Genomic DNA, 19,385 nt, shown 5'->3' on the forward strand with positions numbered 1-19,385 from the left:
ACAACCCCGTGAAAACCGTTATCAGGGACCGTGTTCCACCCGCTCGCTGGCGCTGGCTGGTCGACCAGTGTATAAATATGGGTAGTGTGGGCCGATTCTGTCGACCGCGGGTCGACTCATCCAGTCTGCTGTAACGATTTTCCGGAGCAACCGCAGAGCGGGTCCGGCTGCTCCGGAACTGACGGACAGCAGTCCGTATTAGAAGAGGTTCTCGAGTCGGTCGTCGGTGAACTGTTCGACGTGGTCAGTCTCCTCGCTGTCCTGTTCGCGCTGTGCCTCTCGCGCGCGTTCCATGAACTGCTCGATGCGCTGTGAGCGCTCTGCACCGCCGAGAAGGACAAGGGCACCGAGTCGGTCGCTCTCGAGTGGGAAGTCCCCACCCCGAACTTGCATGCTGCCAGTTTCGTCCTCGAGCCAGCGGCGAGACTTCTCGACACCCTTACGCGGAATCTTTTCGGGGTCGCCGGCGATGACGAGCAGGGCGGAATCAGCCGTTGTCGCATCCGGCAGACTCGTCCCGGTCAGGAGTGCCTGTCGGGAGACGCTCATCGCCGTCCGAACGTTCTCGGCGCTGTCGTCGCTTGCGACCTCGCTCGCATACCCCAGGGTTGCAATGCCGCCGCTTCGAAGCGTGTTGATCACTTCACTCGAGTCCACCACGCTCTCGCCGACACCCTCCGTTGCTTCGCCGGAAGCGAACAGGAGACCGACGCGGCGGGCGATCTTCTGGTTAATCGTCTTGAACGCGCCCTCGACGCTCTCGCCCTGTTCGTGCCAGGCGTCGTTGTCGATGAGGAGGGTCGCGTCGGCCTCGCGAGCGAGTGTCTTCAGCGAGCGGCCGGCGTTAGCCTGATAGAGCGCGCCTTCGTTGCGCCCTGGGAGGACGCCGAGAGCGTAGACGGGAACGTCGTACACCTGCTGGAGATGATGGACGAGCACCGGCGCGCCGCCGCTGCCGGTGCCGCCGCCGAGACCGGCGACGACGAAGATCGCTTCGGCACTCGAGGTCACACGACCATCCAGGGCACCCAACACCTGCTGAATGTCCGATTGCATAACCTCGGTTCCGAGTTCGTTGTCGCCACCGACCCCATGGCCGTTGACGCGATCTGCACCGATTAGCTGTGTGTCGACTACCTGGAGGGACCGAAGGTCGGGTTTCGCGGAGTTGACTGCCAGCGCGCCACGGACTGCACCAAAGCCCATGTCTGCATCGAATCGAGCGAGTCGTTCCGTGACCTTCCCGCCGGCCTGACCGACTCCGATCAGGGCAACTTTCATACAGCTATCGTATGAGGGCAAGGTGTTGAACGTTCCGGTGTGCATACCAGTTGCTCGTGACAGTGAGAGAGTCGAACGCGCCACCGACTCCCGACGCGGATGATAATCCACTTGTGGCCTCCCACTGTCACTCCCGGTATGTTCTACGAACAGCGGATGGCTGTCCCCGACTCACCCGCGGACCTGCGAGCGGAGTACGCCACTGATCTCGTCGCCGTCGTCGGCCAGCACGATGTGGCCGCCGTCGCCGACGAAACCGACCTGGATGCCGAGACAGTCGACGCTCTCGACGCCGACAGTGTCGCCGACCTCACACTCGAGGAGGCGGCCCAGATTCAGTCGATGGTCGAGGGTGAGCCGGACGCCGATACGATCGTCGAAATCGCGTGTGAGCACCTGTTGCTCGGGATGACGACGGCCGTGCTCGACGTGGACGCCGTTGAGGGCGAGTTGCCGGTCGACATGGACGCAAAGGAGATCCAGCAGAAGATCGAACGCCGTGCCCCGATGAGTTTCGGGGAGTACGTCCACCTGCAGCACACGATCGTCGACAGCGCGCCGTAAGCGGCTGCGCGCGTTCGCTGTTGGTCCAAACATCGGCATCGGCACCGGCACCGGTTCCGACTCCGACTCTGACTCTGGCACCGGCTCCGGTGTCGTTATTGCCTCGCGCACGCGACCTGCAACTATGACTATGCGAGTTGCACTCCTCGGCTGTGGCTACGTCGGCCTCGAACTCGGCCGCCAGCTCAGCGCCAACGGACACCACCCGATCGGCGTCCGCCGCTCGGACGACGGCATCGCCGCAATCGAAGCCGCCGGTTTCGACGCCGTCCAGGCAGACGTCACCGATCGCGACGAGCTCCAGACAGTCCCAGATGTCGACGCCATCGTCTTCGCCGCCAGCAGCGGCGGCCGCGGAGCCGACGCCGCACGAGGAATCTACGTCGACGGCCTTCGAACCGCCATCGAAGTCTTCGGCGAGCGCGACGCACCATCACAGCCCGACCGACTCATCTACACTTCCTCCACCGGCGTCCACGGCGACCACGACGGCGACTGGGTCACCGCCGAGACGCCGATCGAACCCACGACGCCCAAGACCGAAGTGCTCGCCGAGGCAGAGCGGATTGCACTCGAGTACCCCGCCGAGTTCGGGATGGACGGTACCGTCGCGCGCTACGCCGGCCTCTACGGACCAGACCGGTACCGATTGCAGCGCTATCTCGAGGGGCCGGTGACGGAGGGGTATCTGAACATGGTCCATCGGGACGACGCCGCGGGTGCAGTTCGGTTCCTTCTCGAGGAAGGTCTCGGTCGCGGCGAGGTCGTGCAGGTCGTCGACGACGAACCGGCTGAGAAGTGGGCCTTTGCGGACTGGTTAGCAGACGAGTGCGAGCGTGAACGACCACCGAAGCAGACGAAAGCGGAGCGACTCGCAGACGACGATCTCTCGGAGCCAGCACAGCGGCGAATTCTGACGAGTAAGCGCTGTGCGAACGATCGGTTGCGCGAGCTGGGATACGAGTTGCGCTACCCGACGTTCCGTGAAGGATACCGGGCGGCAATTGAGTCGGTCTGTGACGGCGAATCGTAGCGATCACGTCGATTCGCGCTCGGGGTCGTGATCCCTGTCGACCTGTGTGAATACGTACCAGAACCCGAGCAGGACGGCGAAGAACAGCGCGCCGATGCCGACCCTGAGGACGATCTCTTCGATGCCGCTCATTTCGGCTTGCACCAGTGCGGCCGCCCAGCCACCGGTGACGATGGCGAAACCGGTCGCAACGACGAGCATGATGAGGAGCCGATCTGTGGGAATATCCATCACACATGATTCGGTTCGAACGTGGGTAAATGACAAGCCTGGGTTCGCCACGCCCAGTCAACGGGAGCCATACTGCACGCAGCGTCCTCGTGGCGACGACATCACTGGGACCAACAGTGTCTCAGGTGACGGACCATCACGAACGGGGGAAAATTCTTGGTTGTTGAATTTGAGTGTCCGGTATGGACGTTCAGTACGCCTCGACGGAAATGGGGGTCGTCGAGGCGGCAACAGAGCGGCCGGTTGCAGCTATCGAAAGCGCTGTCGATTCCCTCGGGGCGCTCGACCCGCTGGTCCTCTCGCTCCTGATCCTTGCCATCGCTGGCCTCGGCCTCGGTGGCTGGTGGCTCGTCCGCTGGTTTCGCCGCCCTCCTGGCGTTCGACTCCAGCGTGTGCTCACAGACTACGACGACGTGACAGTACTGATGCATCCGAATCCCGACCCGGACGCGATGGCGTGTGCGATGGGGATCGCCGCTATTGCGAACGATGTCGGAACGGAGACGACCCTGCAGTATCCCGGTGAGATCCGCCATCAGGAAAACCGCGCCTTTCGGACCGTGCTGGGACTCGACGTCGACCAGATCGCCTCGAGCTCGGAACTCGAGAGCGACGCCGTCGTCCTCGTCGACCACAATACGGCGCGTGGCTTTACAGGTGCACAGACGGTCGAACCAGTCGCCGTCGTAGACCACCATCCCGGCAACGGCACGGGGACGAAGTTCACCGACGTACGCACGGAGTACGGCGCGGCTTCCACGACCGTCGTCGAGTACCTCGAGGAACTCGGGGCCGTTACCGAGACGGACGACGAGAACGGGCTCACACTCACAGCCGAACTGGCAACCGGGCTGCTCTACGGGATTCAGTCCGATACGAACCACCTGACCAACGGCTGCTCGGGAGCCGAGTTCGATGCCTGTGCGTACCTCTTCTCGGAGATCGACGAGGATCTCCTGGAGCGAATCGCGAACCCGCAGGTCAGCGACGACGTGTTGCAGATCAAGGCAACGGCGATCACCGAGAAGCGAATCGAGGGGCCGTTCGCGATCTGTGACGTCGGGACGATTTCGAACACCGACGCGATTCCACAGGCGGCGGACGAGTTGATGCACTTAGAGGGTGTCACCGCCGTCGTCGTCTACGGCGAGAGCGACGGCACGATCCACCTCTCGGGTCGGTCGCGCGACGACCGCGTCCACATGGGCGAAACGCTTCGCCACGCGGTGAACGACATACCGATGGCGAACGCTGGCGGCCACGCCCGGATGGGCGGCGGCCAGATCTCGGTCGACCACATGCGCGGGCTTGGTCCCTCCGATGGCGTCGACAAGGCCGAGTTCGAAGAGCGGCTGTTTGCAGCGCTCTCTGGCGAACGGTGAACGGCGAACGGTGAACGGCGAACGGTGAACGGTGAACGGTAAACGGCGAACGGTAAACGGTAACCGCCANGCGAACGGTGAACGGCGAACGGTGAACGGCGAACGGTGAACGGCGAACGGTGAACGGTGAACGGTAAACGGCGAACGGTAAACGGTAACCGCCTGCTTTGACCTCCTCCACGCCCTGAAGGACGTAGAATCCGACCATCGGATTTCCACCAAGTGTGGCGTTTGAGGTTCCAACCCGCACTCAGAGGGAACCGGCAGCATACCGGGGGAACTCTCGTTTCCTCCCTCGTATAGGGCTGTGGCCCGGTCAATGAGGTCGTTCGAGAGGCGACGCCTCTCGTGATCACGAAAATCTTCGATTTTCGAACGACCCCATCGAATACCATGTCATCACCGTGTGACGAACAGACCGCGCTCGTCACTACCCCTTGTCTGTTCGGGGACGGCATCTCACGGTATTCGTAGCGTTCCACGGTACGTCGGGACACATCAAAACGGTGACGATAGAAAATCCAGCCCGGTCACTGACGGTGGTTAGGAGGGGCGGGCCTACCGCTTGACCTCCACCTGAAGACGGAGGTATGCGCTTGCTGTCTTTCCCACTCACAACCTCACCAACTCACAAGCTTACGACCTCACAAGTTACGAACTTACGAAGTTACAAGCGTACAAACGGAACAGCGCCGTGAGCTCTCGCCGCCAGTACAAAACGAGTGGTCAAGGGATAATTCGCGCAGTCACTCACTGTGGGCCTGGTGGGGGATGTGGTGGGCCGTCGTGTGCCGAAGCGGAGGGAGACAGAACGGGTCGGAGGACGGTGAAGAGTGACGATTACGGTACGAACCAATCCAGTCCTATCGGATCTCCTTCCACTCGGCGTCGCACTCGGGGCAGATTCGAACTGTCTTGATCTCATTCGGGTCGTTCTCAGTCTTCAACGGTTTCTCACACTCACTGCAGACGAGGCGGTCGTAGGTGTCTTTGTCAAGGTCGCCCTCTCGAAGTGCCTTTCGGACGGATTTCATATTCATTGCTTTGGAAGGTCTAGAAGAAAAAGACCGGGGCTTCCCCGTTGACATAATTGCCCCTCAGGTGGGTATCAGGCCCGATAGCTGTCGGTACAGGAACACGTTATGAGATACCACGACAGCCACTGAGTCGTGGCCGTTTTACCCATCCGCTCGAACACTCTACCGATGGAGTACGTCCAGGAGCGGATCGCGACGCTTCACGACTTCCGCGCCCTCCGCGGACACCACACGGAGACGGCGGGAGAGGATGGAGACGGCGCAGACGCCGCTACCGCCACCGACGCCGTCACCGCACCCGGTGAGGACGAGCGCCAACGCCCTGCTGCTGCCGCGCCCGACACCGCCACCCCTGCACTCGACCTTGACGCACACCTCCGCGAGACGGCTGTCATCGTCCCGATGGCCGGCCGCGAACACGAGAGTCCCGCCGCCGAGCGTGTGCTCGCCGAACTCGAGTCCCTTTCGCCTGCGCCCGCCGCCGTCTTCGTTCCCGTTCGCGCTGCTCCGGAGCGAATCGATGCGTTTCGCGAGTGGCTTCAAGAGTTCTCGCTGCCGATCCGACTCCTCTGGTGTAACGCGCCGGCTGTCGAGGAGCGACTGGCCGATACCGGACTGCCCCACGGCCCAGAGTCGGGGAAGGGGAGCGACGTCTGGCTCGCACTCGGCCCCGCCGCCGAAGCAGCCGACTACGTCGTCGTCCACGACGCTGATGCGCGAAGTTACGAGGCTGAACACGTCCGTCGGCTTCTGGCACCGCTTTCGATGGATGACCAGGATTTCGAATTCGTGAAAGGGTATTACGCGCGTATCGAGGAGGATCAGCTCTACGGTCGACTGTTCCGGCTGTTCTACCGGCCGCTGTTGCGCGCGCTTGCCACCAATCCCGATACCGCGGCCGGTGCCCAGACCAATACTGCGGCCGATACCGGTGCTGATACTGAAACTCACACCGACGCCAACGCTAACACAGCCGTTCTCTCGTACCTCACTGCCTTCCGCTACGCGCTGGCCGGCGAATTCGCCATGACCGCCGCCCTCGCCCGCCGCATCCGCGCCCCGCAGTCGTGGGGCCTCGAGGTCGGCGTTCTCGGCGACGCCTTCAAGCACGCCGGCTTCGCGGGCAGCGCACAGGTCGACCTCGGCCACCACGTCCACGACCACCGCGCCGTCGCCGGCGACACCGGCCTCGAGGGCATGAGCCGTGAAGTCGGTGCCACACTGTTGAACGTCCTCGAATCGGGCGGTGTCGACCCTCACTACGAGACGCTTCCCGAGCGCTACCTCGCGGCGGGTGACGAACTGGTCGAGCAGTACCGTGCGGACGCAGCGTTCAACGCACTCGAGTATGACCCGGCGAGCGAGCGGGCGCAACTGGAGCGCTACGCCGGTGCGCTCTCCGAGCCGGGGCCGGATCGGCGACTCCCCCAGTGGACGGATGCACCGCTCACGCCGACGGCGGTACTCGAGGCCGCCCAGCCGTGGCTGGTCAACGGGAGTCATCCGGAACCGAGCGCGGATGACTGACAGCAATCTCGACCGCGCCACAGTCAGTCGGGACGCCGGCTATCAATCTTTATCAGCGAACCGGCCGTTACACCGCGTATGAACGCGACCGCCGACGAACTGGCCGGTGTCGTCGACCTCTTCGGCGGGCTGACGCGCGCGGAACTCGAGCGCGCCCTCTCGGAGGCCGCCTACCGCGCGGACGGACAGTCCGTCGACGAGGACGCACTTGAGGCGGCGATCGAAGAGGCGCTCGCGTCGTTTGCGCTCGTTCATCACGACGCGAACGAGGTCAACGCACCGCTGCTCGTCGCCGGTCCGACGGCGTTTCCGACAGTTCCGGACCACGCTGAGGACGTGCCACACATCCTCGACGTCGAACCCCGCCGCCTCGACCGCGAAGCACTCGGCGAGACCGCACACAACCGGTTCGCGACGGCGGTCGATCGCGCGCTCACGGATGGCGACGCGGACCGACTCCAGACCCTTCTCGACATCAGCTACGATCTCGAAGCCTGGGCCCCGCTTGATCTCGCGGCCGAACGCGACGAGCTCTCGGAGGCACTCGAGTGAGATGAGTCGGCGACCCACCTTCGACCTCGATCCGGTGGCAGCACACGAACCCACCGAGATCGACGACCAGCGGTTCGATGCTGGGGTGCTCGCGCCGGTCCTCGAGCGAAACGGTGCGGATCACCTGCTGTTCACCCGCCGTGCGGACCACCTCGGCGAACACCCTGGACAGATGAGTTTCCCTGGCGGTGGTGCCGAAGCGACCGACGACACCATTCTCGACACGGCGCTCCGAGAGGCAAATGAGGAGATCGGTCTCGATCCGGAAGACACCGAAATCGTCGGCCAACTCGATGACATCCGAACGATCAGCGAGTACGCCGTCACGCCGTTTGTCGCGCGTGTCCCCGACCAGACGTATGACCGACAGGTGAGCGAGGTCGCTGAGATTGTTGCTCTCCCTCTCTCAGGACTGCTCGACGCCGAGAACTACGAGTACGAACGGCGAGACCACCCCTACTACGGAGACATCGTCGTCCACTACTTCCATGTCGACGGCTACACTGTCTGGGGCGCGACGGGCCGTATTCTCGTCCAGCTACTCGAGTTAGCAACTGAGTTCGAGGCACCAGCAACCGACGAGCGGTCACAGGGGTAGCAAAGCGAGCGAACCGAAAGATCCGCAGGGAACGTCAGCTTTTTGCACGCGCCGCTCACAGCAAGAGTATGGTCGCACAGACGATGGATCGAGTTCCGCACGGGCACCAGTAGTTCCACCCACAGTAGCTCCCGCGACAGGAGCCCACGGAACCGCCGTCGACCTGTTTCTGTTCAGTTGCACCGTTCACACGGAGCGTCCGCTTCGTCCCGAACCACCAGCAGTCAGACTCTGACAATTACGCCCATCAGTATCGACACCTCGTTCCGAGGTGGTCGCCAATGTTGACCACAAGTACTGTCTCGCGCGCCGGCCTGGACGCCATCGCGCTCAAGCCAGCCGAGTGCGACATCGAGCGAGCAACGGCCATCCCGGCCGACACCATCGCGATCGACTACGAGGGCCGGGAACACATTCCCGACCGGGAAACCATCGAGGCCCTCACAGTCGACACACGGGTCTTGCTGACGACACCGGTCAGGGCCGACGGCTTCGACCCACTCGGCGACGACTCGCTCGTCTCCGAACTACCGTCCGCAGTCGACCGTATCCTCGTCGCCGGCCACCCTGCCTATCTGACCGACGACGAACGCAGTCGCGCTGTCGCGCCGCGACTCGGAGCTGCACTCGAGTCCGCGCCAGATTCCTGGGTCGGCACCGAGAGCGTCGAGCGCATCGCGATGGCGACGGGCGCGACCCAGTACGACCTGCTCTCACGTTCGACAGGGCGAGAGCTGCGCGCCCTGCGCGCGGCCGGTTTCGACGGCGACATCGCCGTCTACGCGCCGACGGTGCTCTCGGACGACGAGGACGTGATCCTCGACGCCGTCGGTGATTACATCTCCCGGCGGCGGCCAGTCGCCTCGGCGCTGCCGGACGGTGGTGACGAACACACAGACTCGCGGGCGACGGGGCGTGCGAGAGAGGTGTTGCTCGCCGCCGCGAACGACTACGCGCTCGTTGGTACCGAAGCCGAGGTCCGCGAGCAGACCGACGCGCTGCGCGAGGCTGGCGGCACCACCGTCGTCGGCTACCCGGCGCGTGATATCGAGCCGTTCCTCGAGTAGGCCGGCGTTTCTTCGGCTGCTTCCGTTTCTTCGCAAGGAACGTCCGACGATATAAGTCACTCCGGCAACCAGGGGTCCGCATGACACTGCTCGCAGAGCGAACCACGACTGACGCCGCCGCCGACCTCGCGGCGGCCGAGGTCGCCGTCGTCCCGACTGGCAGCACCGAACAGCACGGTCCGGCGCTCCCGCTCGGCATGGACCACATGGCCGCGCAGGCGTTCGCCCGCTCCGCTGCCGACCGGGAGGATACGGTCGTCCTTCCGACGATTCCGGTCGGCGTCAGCGTCCATCACCGCCAGTTCGACGGCACGCTGTACGTCTCCGCGGAGACGTTCGAACAGTACGTCGAGGAAACGATCGCGAGCCTCGCCGAACACGGCGTCCGCAAGGCCGTCGTCGTCAACGGCCATGGCGGCAACAGCGGCGCACTCCGGCGTGCTGCCAGAACACTTCGGGACGAAGAGACCGCCTTTGCCCCACCCTGGAACTGGTGGGACAGCGTCGAAGACGTCGCAGCTGACCTGTTCAACGAAGACGGCGGCCACGCCGATGCGATGGAGTCGAGCCTGCTCTGGCACATCCGCGAGGACCTCGTCCAGCCCGACGAACTCGAGGCCGCCGAAGCCGGCGCGAGCGAATCCTGGGGTGAGTCGGTTCACGGCGCAGCGCTCGGCTTCGATACGATCGACTTCTCCGAGAGTGGCGCAGTTGGCCGGCCGACCCAGGCCAATCCCGAAAAGGGGGAAGCGCTGTTCGAAGCCGGTTCCGACCAGCTTGACGCACTGCTCGACTGGCTCGCAGCACAGCCACTCGAGGACTGCTGGGAGCGTGAGCACAAATGAGCGGTGAAGAGCGTTCTGAAGTCGACTCCGGACTCGGTCTTGAGTCCGGGTCTGAATCCGAATCCGAATCCGAATCCAGTCCTGAACTCGCAGTCGGTGCCGACGCCTTCGTCGAGCAAGGTGCCGGCCATTCCGTCGCTGTCGTCGGTGCGGGAGCGCTCGGTGCGACCGCAGCGTACGATCTGGCCCGGCAGGGAGCCGACGTAACGCTGTACGAGCGCGGCACCGTCGCAAACGAGTCGAGCGGCCGCGCGGCGGGCGTCTGCTACGACGCCTTCGCCGGGCCGGTCGACGCCGAAATCGCGAGCGACGCGATCGAGCGCTTCCGTGCGCTTTCGGGCGACGAAACGTTCCCGTTCGTCGAGTGCCCCTACGTCTGGCTCGCCCGCGAGGGAGACGAGCAGCGCGCCGACGCGATCCGCGGCCAACTCGAGCGCATGCAAGCACAGGGTGTCGTCGCACTCGAGATGACCGCCGACGAACTCGCAGAGCGATTCCCGGCCCTGCAAAGCGATGACGTCGCCGTCGCAGGCGTCGCGGGCGGTGCGGGCTACACCGACCCAGGCCAGTACACCGCCTGTCTCGCTGCGGCGGCGACCGGCGCGGGCGCGACACTCGAGACGGAGACGCCAGTGAGCATCGAGACCGACCCGACGCGGATCGTTCGCGATGATGGCACGACGGAAGCGTACGACGCTGTGCTCGTCACTGCTGGCGCGCATACGAAGCGTCTGCTCGCAGATGCCGGCATCTCCATCGCGCTCAAGCCCTACCGCGTCCAGGCGCTCGTCGCGAGTGGTGATCATCCGGAGCCGATGTGTTACGACGCGACCGGCGGCTTCTACCTCCGCCCGCATCCAGAGGGGCTGCTCGCCGGCAACGGTACCGAGGAGTGGGAGGCAGACCCAGACGAGTACGACCGGGCGGCGAACGACGACTTTGCTCCGGACCTGCTCGAGCGCGTGCGTCACCGACTCCCCGACGACGCCGACGAGATCGAACTCGAGCGCGCCTGGGCGGGGCTCTGTACGGCAACGCCGGACCGGGATCCGCTGGTCGGACAGCTAGCGGAAGGACTGTACGTCGCGACGGGATTCCAGGGTCACGGCTTCATGCGTGCACCGGCGATCGGGCAGCGGATCGCCGACCAGATCCTCGGCGGCGAAGCCATCGATGCCTTCGATCCGACGCGCTTCGACGGCGACGAGGAGTTCGACGTCGTCGAAGGGATGGTTGTCACGGACGACTAACGACCGGTGCGTACAGCTGTCTGAACGGCTGTCCGCGGCACCCACATTGGTCCCGCTCTCGCTGGCAACGCGACAGGCAGGCAAACGTTTTAGTCGTGTGGTGGAGTACCACACCTGCGAACGATGGTTCACGCGTTTATCATGGTCAAGACGGCCGCCGGCAAGTCAGAGGGGCTCCTCTCACAGATTACCGACATCGAGTCCGTTGCGGGTGCCCACATCGTCGCGGGGAACTACGACATCATCGTCGAGATTGACGCCCCCGAAGTGTACGACGTACTCAAGGCCGTCTCCTCAGACATCCAGGGTCTCGATGGCGTGACCGACACGAAAACCTACATTGCAATGGATCAAAACGATGGCTGATCCCTGCGCATGAACTGTCTTTTCGAAACGCGGTTACAGTAGCTCGTCCTCAGACGGCGGGCCAGCAGCGGAGCGAGCTAGCCACCCAACAGCACAAGTCCAAAGCGGACTCACAACACACCCCTAGCTACGAGTTTGTCCCAGTCGACTGCTCCTCGAGTGCCGTCGCCAGCACAGTCTGAACCTCCTCGAGTACCGCGTCAGGTGACTGTGTCGCATCGACCCGAACGAATCGATCCGCGTATCGCTCGGACAGCAGTTCGTAGTTTTCACGAACGGATTCGAGATACTCCGCGCGCTCGAACTTATTCGTCGACCCGGCGCGCCGGGCAGCCGTCTCCGGGTCCAGATCGAGGTAGATCGTCAGATCAGGCACGACCGAGAACGGTTCGTGGACGTCGACGACGTACTCGAGTGGCTCCGCAATCCGATCGGTTTCTGCGAGCGTCGCGCCCTGATAGGCGTAGCGGGAGTCGGCGTAGCGGTCGGAGATGACGAGGTCGCCGCGCTCAAGGGCGGGTTCGATTGTGCGCGAGAGGTGGTCGGCGTGGTCGGCGGTGTAGAGGAAGAGTTCGGCGAGCGAGTCGGCGTCGTCGTCTTTGATAGAACGGTAGACGGCGTCGCCGTACCAGGAGTCGTTGGTGGGTTCGCGGGTGAAGACGGCGTCGGGGTAGGTGTTCTGCAGGGCCTCCCAGACGGTGGTTTTGCCGCTGCCGTCGAGTCCCTCGAGCGTGACGAGCGTGGCCATGGATCTGCTCGCACGTCGTCGGGTGAAGTATTACAATCTGTCGAGAATCCGTCGTCGATTCGGATAATCGATTGGGTGGGTTTCCAGCAGCGCTATCAGAGTTCATCCTGATCGTCGGTAGAACCCAAATATGGTGTCTAGGGTGGTAAAATAAATAACATGCAATGTGAGTTAGAAAGTAGTGAAGCGCCATACCGTGATCGCGATCGCAGTAGTGATCCCACTGTTCGTACTGGCCAGCGCCGGCAGCGTTGGGTTCTATCTTAGCCCGTACGAACCGCTCGAACCGGAGTATGCGGTCGCACACGAATCCACGGATGCGTTCGACGACGTACTCGAGAGCCAGGAACTCGAGACGGCCAATGCGAGAGCTGTCGACTCCCTCTCACCGAGTGCCCAGCGCGTCTTCGAAGACGCGACTGATCGTCCTCCCGAGGTGAAAAGTGGTGTCTCGGGCTGGCAGTCAGTCGACGTTGTGGTCTGTCAGGACGCGATGCTCGTTTGTGATGAGGTTAGCGACCCACCGCTGGTTGACGGGGGCACGTACACCGTGGTCGAACAGGACGATGAGCTGTACGTCGTGGAGGCAACGCAGCGTTTCTCGCCGGCGCTGGGGGCAACGGCGAGCAGTTACCTCACGTTCGCACTGGTCGCCGTCTTTGCTGGACTCCTCGCGCTGGTTGGGTACAAACACCGGGACGCACGGACACTTGAGTCCGGTCTTCTCGCTGCCGCAGCCATCGGCGTGACCGTTGGCCTCTGGCCGTATCTTCTTCTGGTCGCCGGAGTCGCGTCCTACTGGTGGCTCGTTCTGCCACTCATCTGTTTGGGAATCGCACTGCTCGTCCGGGAGATTTCGCTCCTGTTTCGGTACGCGGAAGCTACGATGGCTGAGACGTGAACCCACCGCTGACGTTGGTGGCACGCCGATCACACTGCCCGCGGCAACTACTTATTTGAGGAATCGTGCCCATAGAACAGCTATGAAGGTCCTCGTCGCCGGCGGCACCGGTTTTATCGGCTCTCATCTCTGCACCGAACTTGTCGAACGTGACCACGAGGTGACGTCGCTCTCCCGAAATCCGACGAGCGAGGACGCAGCCAACCTCCCCGACGATGTTACCCTGGCCAGCGGCGACGTGAGCGACTACGGCACGATCGCTGACACCGTCGACGGCCACGACGCCGTCGTCAACTTCGTCTCGCTCTCGCCGCTCTACCAGCTCCCGAGCGGGACGGATCACGAGACGGTCCACCTCGGTGGCACGGAAAATCTCATTCGCGCCGCCGAAGACGGCGACATCGAACGTTTCGTCCAGATCAGTGCACTCGGCGCAGACCCCGACGGCCCGACACCCTACATCCGCGCCAAGGGTCGCGCCGAGGAAATCGTCCGCGAGGCTGCCCTCGGCTGGACCATCGTCCGCCCGAGCATCGTCTTCGGCGACGGCGCAGAGTTCCTCGAGTTCACTAAACAGCTGACGACCCCCTACGTGACCGGACTCCCTGGCGGCGGCGAGACGCGTTTCCAGCCGATCTGGGTCGGTGACTTTGCCCCCATACTCGCCGACGTACTCGAAGACGACAGCCACGTTGGGCAGACCTACGAGATCGGCGGGCCGCAGATCGTCACCCTGGCCGACGCGACCGAACTCATCTACGAGGCCGAGGGGCGACCGGTAGCGATCTTCCCCATTCCAATGGCGCTGACGAAACTCGGACTCGCGGTCGCTGATCCGCTACCGTTGATCCCCTTTGGCACCGAGCAGGGGGAGTCACTCGAGTTCGATAACACGGTCGCGACGAACGACGTGACGACGTTCGGGATCAATCCTGAGGTGTTGCTGACGCTGGGGGCCTACCTCGGCATTCGATCGGGTACGCCGCGCGAAGAGAGCCGTCCGCTCGCGTGACGGGTGGGGTGTCGGCTGCTATCGAGCTGCCCCCATCACTCGTCAAATAGCCAATGTGTAGCTGTTGGATATCGTATAGGTATTTCTCCAATCCCGCTCACGTCTATCGATTTGTGGTGATATAGAATCATGCAAGAAATTCACTTCATAGAAAGACTTATAGTCCTCATCGCTCTGGTCCAATTCAACGGAGCCCCCTGACAAAGTATGAAGCTGGCGATGATCGGATTTGGACAGGCCGGTGGCAAAATCGTCGATCGATTCCTCGATTACGACGATCGGACTAACAGCGGCATCGTCCGTGCGGCGATCGCTGTGAACTCTGCGAAGGCGGATCTGATGGGTCTCGAACGGATTCCACAGGAAAATCGCGTTCTCATCGGTCAGGCCCGAGTTAAGGGCCACGGTGTTGGAGCAGACAACGAGCTCGGCGCGGAAATCGCCGAGGAAGATATCGACGAGGTGCAGAACGCAATCGACTCGATTCCGACACACGAGGTCGACGCGTTCTTGATCGTCTCCGGGATGGGCGGCGGAACCGGTTCTGGTGGTGCCCCGGTTCTCGCGAAGCACCTCCAGCGGATCTACACGATTCCCGTCTACGGTCTTGGTGTGCTTCCTGGAACGGACGAGGGTGGCATCTACACCCTCAACGCGGCACGATCGTTCCAGACGTTCGTCCGCGAGGTCGACAACCTGCTCGTCTTCGATAACGACTCCTGGCGACAGACCGGCGAGTCCGTCGAGGGTGGCTACGAGCAGATCAACGAGGAGATCGTTCGTCGCTTCGGACTCCTCTTCGGTGCGGGTGAAGTGAGCGGTGATCAGGAGGTCGCAGAGAGCGTCGTCGACTCCTCGGAGATCATCAACACGCTCTCCGGTGGCGGCGTCTCCACTGTTGGCTTTGCAAGCGAAGAGGTCGAACTCAACACCGGCGGCGGACTGCTCTCTCGCTTTACCGGCGACGGCAGCGGTGACGACAACTTAGACGCCGCGAACACGACCAACCGAATTACGAGCCTCGTCCGCAAGGCCGCACTCGGCCGCCTCACGCTTCCCTGTGAGATCGAAGGTACCGAGCGCGCACTGCTCGTTCTCGGTGGTCCCTCGGAGTACCTGAACCGGAAAGGCATCGAACGCGGGCGGAAGTGGCTCGAAGAGGAAACGGGAAGTATGGAAGTTCGCGGCGGTGACTACCCACGCGAGAAGCCGGAAGTCGCCGCAGCAATCCTGCTCTCTGGCGTGACGAACGTGCCACGCATCAAGCGACTCCAGCAGGTCGCGATCGAAGCACAGGACAACATGGACGACATCCAGGCCGAGAGCGAGGAGAACTTAGAGGAACTCGTCGAGGACGACGAGGACGAACTCGAGCCGCTGTTCTAGGCGACTCGCAGCCACACCGTTTCACTCGCTCTAACGGACCCAGACGAAATCCACACAAGAGAGGCGAGCATCGCGAGGGCGCGTCTCGAGCCGAAGCCGGTGATTCGACGACTGGCAGGTCGGCGAACGGGCGGGCTGACATTGTCGACCGACGGCTTGCGGACCGAACGGGGCCGATACCAGCCTTTCGTGTCGGGGGGCACGAAGTGGGACTGTCCGGCCTGATCCGGGAGTTCGATGTGCTTTTCCACGCCCGTTGACAACGATGAGCTGATGCACGTCGTCGTCCCGTTCGCCGCCAACACGCCAAAAACACGCCTCAGCGATGTGGTATCGCCCACAGAACGGACGACGCTCGCACGAGCGATGCTCGCAGATGTCCTCAGCGCAGTTGCGTCGACCGGCCACGTCCCAACTGTGCTCTCAACGGCACCGCTTGCACTCGAGAACGTGTTCTCCTGCGACAACCTGCCGACGACGCCTCCCGAACTCGAGTCCCCGCGTGAAATTCCTGTCACGGTCGACGACCGCCCGCTTACGGCTGCGGTCAACGCCTATCTCGAGGCCGCCACAGGACCCGTCGCAATCGTGATGGCAGACCTCGCGCTCGCGACGCCAGCCGCGCTGTCGATGCTGTTCGATGCCGGTGCTGCCGACGGTGTCGCCATCGCTCCCGGGCGCGGCGGCGGAACGAACGCCCTCGTCGTTCGCCACCCCGACTTCCGCGTCGACTACCACGGTTCGTCCTACGTCGACCATCGCGAGCACGCCGCCGAAATCGGTGCGCCACTCGAGTCCGTCGACTCGTTCCGGCTCGGTACTGACGTGGACGAGCCGGCGGATCTGGTCGAGGTGCTGATCCACGGCGGGCGAGATGGAACCCAGAGCCGAACTGCGACGCAACTCCGGGAGCTGGGGTTCGAACTCGAGACGACTGATGGACGGGTCACGGTCGTTCGAACAGAATCCTGACTGCGAGTGTGTCTGTGTCTGTGTCTGTGTGTGCTCCCCAGCAGTCCACGACCGGGTCTGCAAGGGCTCACAATTACGTTTTCGATACCGACAATCGGACCTGCAAGGACCCCAAGTGACTGCCAGAACCGGTTCGGCGTTGGGTGCTGATCTGGTGCCAGCCAGCGGAACCGGCGAACGTCAGCCCGGTCCGGGTTTTCGTCACCACGGGGGACACAGAGCTTCCGATCAACATGCAACGGCTGGACGGCCGTCTTTGAGACACCGGGACGGAACACGACACGAACAGAACGCCGCCAGCAGAAGTGAAATCCTTTACCACCGGCCCACCTCATGTTGAGACGATGATTCCCGGCGCGAGCGAGTACGGCGTCGAGCTGTCGATCGATGAGCATGCAGTCGAGGACCTGCTGTCGGTCGAACCCGACGATGTCGACTCGCCGTCCGAGCTCACGTTCGCGCGAAACGTCTTCGTCCCGCTGACGACCGCGTGTCGATACACCTGCACCTACTGTACCTACTTCGACGCGCCCGGACAGGCCTCCCTGCTCTCGCTCGAGGAGGTACGGGATATCTGCGAGCGCGGCGCGGACGCCGGCTGCACGGAAGCCCTCTTCACCTTCGGCGACGACCCCGACGACCGCTACACCGAGATTCACGACCAGCTCGCAGAGTGGGGCTACGACTCGATTCACGACTACCTGCGGGCCGCCTGCGAGGTCGCACTCGAGACGGGCTTGCTTCCACACGCCAATCCCGGCGATCAGACGCGCGAGCAGATGGCGACCGTCGCCGACGTCAACGCCAGCATGGGCGTAATGCTCGAGACGACGGCCGAGGTCGACGCTCACGCAGGGCCGCGTCGGAAGGAGCCCGGCCAGCGTCTGCGCACGCTCCAGAACGCGGGCGAACTCGACGTGGCGTTCACGACCGGCCTTCTCGTCGGCATCGGCGAGGACTGGCGCGACCGCGCGAAGAGCTTGCTCGCGATTCGCGAGCTCCACGAGCGCCACGACCACATTCAGGAGGTGATCGTCCAGCCCGTGACGAACAACGAGCGCTGGTCCGACGGCTCTCCTGGACTGGAAACCATGCGCCGCGTGACAGCGATGGCACGGGTCGCCCTCCCCGAGGAAATCTCGGTGCAGGTGCCGCCGAACCTGACCGCCGCCGGCGACCTCGTCGACTGCGGCGTCGACGACCTCGGCGGCGTTTCACCCGTGACGGACGACCACATCAACCCGGACTACAGCTGGCCAGCGCTGCGGGAACTCGAGTCGATCGCGAACGATGCGGGACTCCCGCTTCGCGAGCGGCTGCCGGTGTATCAGCGGTTCCTCGATGAATCAGTGCGACCGGAGACGTTCGACGGGACGCCCGCAGCGGATGGTGAGTGGATCTCGCCACGGATTCGGGCGGCACTGACGGCAGACGATGCGGCTGGCGAGCGGTATCGGGCCGTCCTCGGCGGAACGGCGACGATCGACTCGCTGGCGACGAACTCGTCGTAATCGAACGGGGCGGACGCGCCGGAAGGCTGGCACGGATAGCGCTTGCGGAGTACGGAATGGACTGAGCGTTGGACGATGTCTGCTGGCTGTTGCTTGACGTCCTCCCCGCGCGGAAGCGCGAGGATTCCCGACCGCGTTGGGATATTTAAGGTCTACGAGCGGACTTGTTTTCGAGGTGCGAACGCGCCAATTTCCTTGTCAAANATTCCCGACCGCGTTGGGATATTTAAGGTCTACGAGCGGACTTGTTTTCGAGGTGCGAACGCGCCAATTTCCTTGTCAAACAAAACCGTCGAAGGCTGCGCCAACCAGCCGTTACTCCTATCCTCGGGTGAACCACCCGAAGGACTCAGAGGTACTTTCCGAATATTCTCCGCCCCATTCACATCCGCATTCGCCACCAACCCACACGAATCGCACACGTACAATCCACGCTCCACACGATTCGCGTCACGCTCCCGCCCACAACACGANACATCCGCATTCGCCACCAACCCACACGAATCGCACACGTACAATCCACGCTCCACACGATTCGCGTCACGCTCCCGCCCACAACACGAACACGTTTTCGACGTGTCACGCTCAGACACCGAGTTCACCTCGACACCCTGCATCTCAGCTTTGTACGTGAGGATATTCGTGAACCGGTCGAACGCCCATCCATGCAGGTCAAGGTTGCCGTGTTTCCCCCAGTTCTTCACTTCGCCATCTTTGTCTTCGCGGATACCACTCAAATCACCGATNCGTCGATTTGACCATTTTCGGTGGAGTCGCTCCGCTCGCTCCGACGAAGAGTCATCGCAGTTCGCGATGTGTTTGCCGAAGTAGTAGCCATCCTCCTTCAGACAGCCAAGCGGGTACAATTCCGCGGTTTCATCCTCGTAGGCGAGTGCAGCGAACGTGCAAATGCCGAGGTCGATACCCACGGTGGCGTCACCGGGGACGTCAGCGACTTCGATTTCGACGCGGCAGACGAAGTGAAGTTCCCACTCGTCCCCCGTCCATACCGCGCGGACTTGTTGAACGCTCTCTACGGTGGAGAGGTCGACGTCAGGCCGCGTTTGGTATTCGCACAGAGCGAAGTCCGACCAGTAGTCTTTCGTGTTCTTGCCTTTGGAG

The 19,385-nt window shown here is 63.1% G+C and carries 20 protein-coding genes; 15 read left to right on the top strand and 5 right to left on the bottom strand.

What is annotated here, in order from left to right; translation table 11 throughout:
* Window positions 1-198 precede the first annotated feature (198 nt).
* Complete coding sequence (locus C482_RS18195) at window positions 199-1,281, bottom strand: tubulin/FtsZ family protein (protein WP_006169271.1); 1,083 nt, start codon at window positions 1,279-1,281, stop codon at window positions 199-201.
* Window positions 1,282-1,419: 138 nt separating this feature from the next.
* Here C482_RS18195 and C482_RS18200 point away from each other — a divergent pair, with 138 nt between their 5' ends.
* Together C482_RS18200 and C482_RS18205 are read left to right on the top strand one after the other, a co-directional pair.
* Window positions 1,420-1,845, top strand: a complete 426-nt coding sequence (locus C482_RS18200; RefSeq protein ID WP_006169272.1) for a DUF5791 family protein — start codon at window positions 1,420-1,422, stop codon at window positions 1,843-1,845.
* A gap of 130 nt (window positions 1,846-1,975) precedes the next feature.
* Complete coding sequence (locus C482_RS18205; RefSeq protein WP_006169273.1) at window positions 1,976-2,878, top strand: NAD-dependent epimerase/dehydratase family protein; 903 nt, start codon at window positions 1,976-1,978, stop codon at window positions 2,876-2,878.
* A 3-nt stretch (window positions 2,879-2,881) separates the two neighbouring features.
* On the opposite strand, the gene C482_RS18210 is transcribed toward C482_RS18205, so the two are convergent.
* The gene (locus tag C482_RS18210; RefSeq protein ID WP_006169274.1) at window positions 2,882-3,109 is read right to left on the bottom strand and encodes a hypothetical protein; all 228 of its coding nucleotides are present in this window, start codon (window positions 3,107-3,109) and stop codon (window positions 2,882-2,884) included.
* A 182-nt stretch (window positions 3,110-3,291) separates the two neighbouring features.
* Between C482_RS18210 and C482_RS18215 the strand changes: the two genes are divergently transcribed.
* Window positions 3,292-4,491, top strand: a complete 1,200-nt coding sequence (locus C482_RS18215) for a DHH family phosphoesterase (RefSeq protein ID WP_006169275.1) — start codon at window positions 3,292-3,294, stop codon at window positions 4,489-4,491.
* Between the two features lie 863 nt (window positions 4,492-5,354).
* On the opposite strand, the gene C482_RS21915 is transcribed toward C482_RS18215, so the two are convergent.
* Entirely contained in the window at window positions 5,355-5,525 is a 171-nt protein-coding gene (locus tag C482_RS21915) for an HVO_0758 family zinc finger protein (RefSeq protein ID WP_006169276.1), read from the bottom strand.
* A 171-nt stretch (window positions 5,526-5,696) separates the two neighbouring features.
* Here C482_RS21915 and C482_RS18220 point away from each other — a divergent pair, with 171 nt between their 5' ends.
* From C482_RS18220 to C482_RS18250, 7 genes are all read left to right on the top strand, one after another.
* The gene (locus C482_RS18220; protein ID WP_006169277.1) at window positions 5,697-7,055 is read left to right on the top strand and encodes a glycosyltransferase family protein; all 1,359 of its coding nucleotides are present in this window, start codon (window positions 5,697-5,699) and stop codon (window positions 7,053-7,055) included.
* A gap of 78 nt (window positions 7,056-7,133) precedes the next feature.
* Window positions 7,134-7,607: a DUF7109 family protein gene (locus C482_RS18225; protein ID WP_006169278.1), complete on the top strand. Its 474-nt coding sequence runs from the start codon at window positions 7,134-7,136 to the stop codon at window positions 7,605-7,607.
* A 1-nt stretch (window position 7,608) separates the two neighbouring features.
* On the top strand, window positions 7,609-8,205 hold the full coding sequence (locus C482_RS18230; protein ID WP_006169279.1) for an NUDIX hydrolase: 597 nt from the start codon (window positions 7,609-7,611) through the stop codon (window positions 8,203-8,205).
* A gap of 281 nt (window positions 8,206-8,486) precedes the next feature.
* A complete protein-coding gene (locus C482_RS18235; protein ID WP_006169280.1) occupies window positions 8,487-9,272 on the top strand; it encodes a DUF7388 family protein in 786 nt (261 codons plus the stop codon).
* Between the two features lie 80 nt (window positions 9,273-9,352).
* Window positions 9,353-10,117, top strand: coding sequence for a creatininase family protein (locus C482_RS18240; RefSeq protein WP_006169281.1), 765 nt, complete (start codon window positions 9,353-9,355; stop codon window positions 10,115-10,117).
* Complete coding sequence (locus tag C482_RS18245; protein ID WP_006169282.1) at window positions 10,114-11,367, top strand: NAD(P)/FAD-dependent oxidoreductase; 1,254 nt, start codon at window positions 10,114-10,116, stop codon at window positions 11,365-11,367. Before C482_RS18240 ends, C482_RS18245 begins: the two co-directional genes overlap by 4 nt.
* A 123-nt stretch (window positions 11,368-11,490) precedes the next feature.
* Window positions 11,491-11,733 carry an Lrp/AsnC ligand binding domain-containing protein gene (locus C482_RS18250; protein ID WP_006169283.1) on the top strand — a complete coding sequence of 81 codons (243 nt, stop codon included), beginning with the start codon at window positions 11,491-11,493 and terminating at the stop codon, window positions 11,731-11,733.
* A gap of 127 nt (window positions 11,734-11,860) precedes the next feature.
* On the opposite strand, the gene tmk is transcribed toward C482_RS18250, so the two are convergent.
* Window positions 11,861-12,481 carry a dTMP kinase gene (tmk, locus tag C482_RS18255; protein WP_006169284.1) on the bottom strand — a complete coding sequence of 207 codons (621 nt, stop codon included), beginning with the start codon at window positions 12,479-12,481 and terminating at the stop codon, window positions 11,861-11,863.
* A gap of 181 nt (window positions 12,482-12,662) precedes the next feature.
* Here tmk and C482_RS18260 point away from each other — a divergent pair, with 181 nt between their 5' ends.
* The 5 genes from C482_RS18260 (at window position 12,663) to cofG (ending at window position 18,263) form a co-directional block, all read left to right on the top strand.
* Window positions 12,663-13,382: a hypothetical protein gene (locus C482_RS18260; RefSeq protein ID WP_152422046.1), complete on the top strand. Its 720-nt coding sequence runs from the start codon at window positions 12,663-12,665 to the stop codon at window positions 13,380-13,382.
* Window positions 13,383-13,464: 82 nt separating this feature from the next.
* Window positions 13,465-14,394, top strand: coding sequence for a complex I NDUFA9 subunit family protein (locus C482_RS18265; protein ID WP_006169286.1), 930 nt, complete (start codon window positions 13,465-13,467; stop codon window positions 14,392-14,394).
* 207 nt (window positions 14,395-14,601) lie between these two features.
* Window positions 14,602-15,780, top strand: a complete 1,179-nt coding sequence (locus C482_RS18270; RefSeq protein ID WP_006169287.1) for a tubulin/FtsZ family protein — start codon at window positions 14,602-14,604, stop codon at window positions 15,778-15,780.
* A 273-nt stretch (window positions 15,781-16,053) separates the two neighbouring features.
* Window positions 16,054-16,752 (top strand): 2-phospho-L-lactate guanylyltransferase, encoded by a 699-nt coding sequence (gene cofC, locus C482_RS18275; protein WP_006169288.1) that lies wholly within the window; start codon window positions 16,054-16,056, stop codon window positions 16,750-16,752.
* A gap of 344 nt (window positions 16,753-17,096) precedes the next feature.
* Window positions 17,097-18,263 carry a 7,8-didemethyl-8-hydroxy-5-deazariboflavin synthase subunit CofG gene (cofG, locus tag C482_RS18280; RefSeq protein WP_006169289.1) on the top strand — a complete coding sequence of 389 codons (1,167 nt, stop codon included), beginning with the start codon at window positions 17,097-17,099 and terminating at the stop codon, window positions 18,261-18,263.
* A gap of 233 nt (window positions 18,264-18,496) precedes the next feature.
* On the opposite strand, the gene C482_RS18285 is transcribed toward cofG, so the two are convergent.
* On the bottom strand, window positions 18,497-19,385 hold an 889-nt coding region (locus C482_RS18285; RefSeq protein WP_006169290.1), incomplete at its 5' end, for a zinc ribbon domain-containing protein.

Origin of the sequence: Natrialba chahannaoensis JCM 10990 (assembly GCF_000337135.1) — an archaeon.
Classification (GTDB): domain Archaea; phylum Halobacteriota; class Halobacteria; order Halobacteriales; family Natrialbaceae; genus Natrialba; species Natrialba chahannaoensis.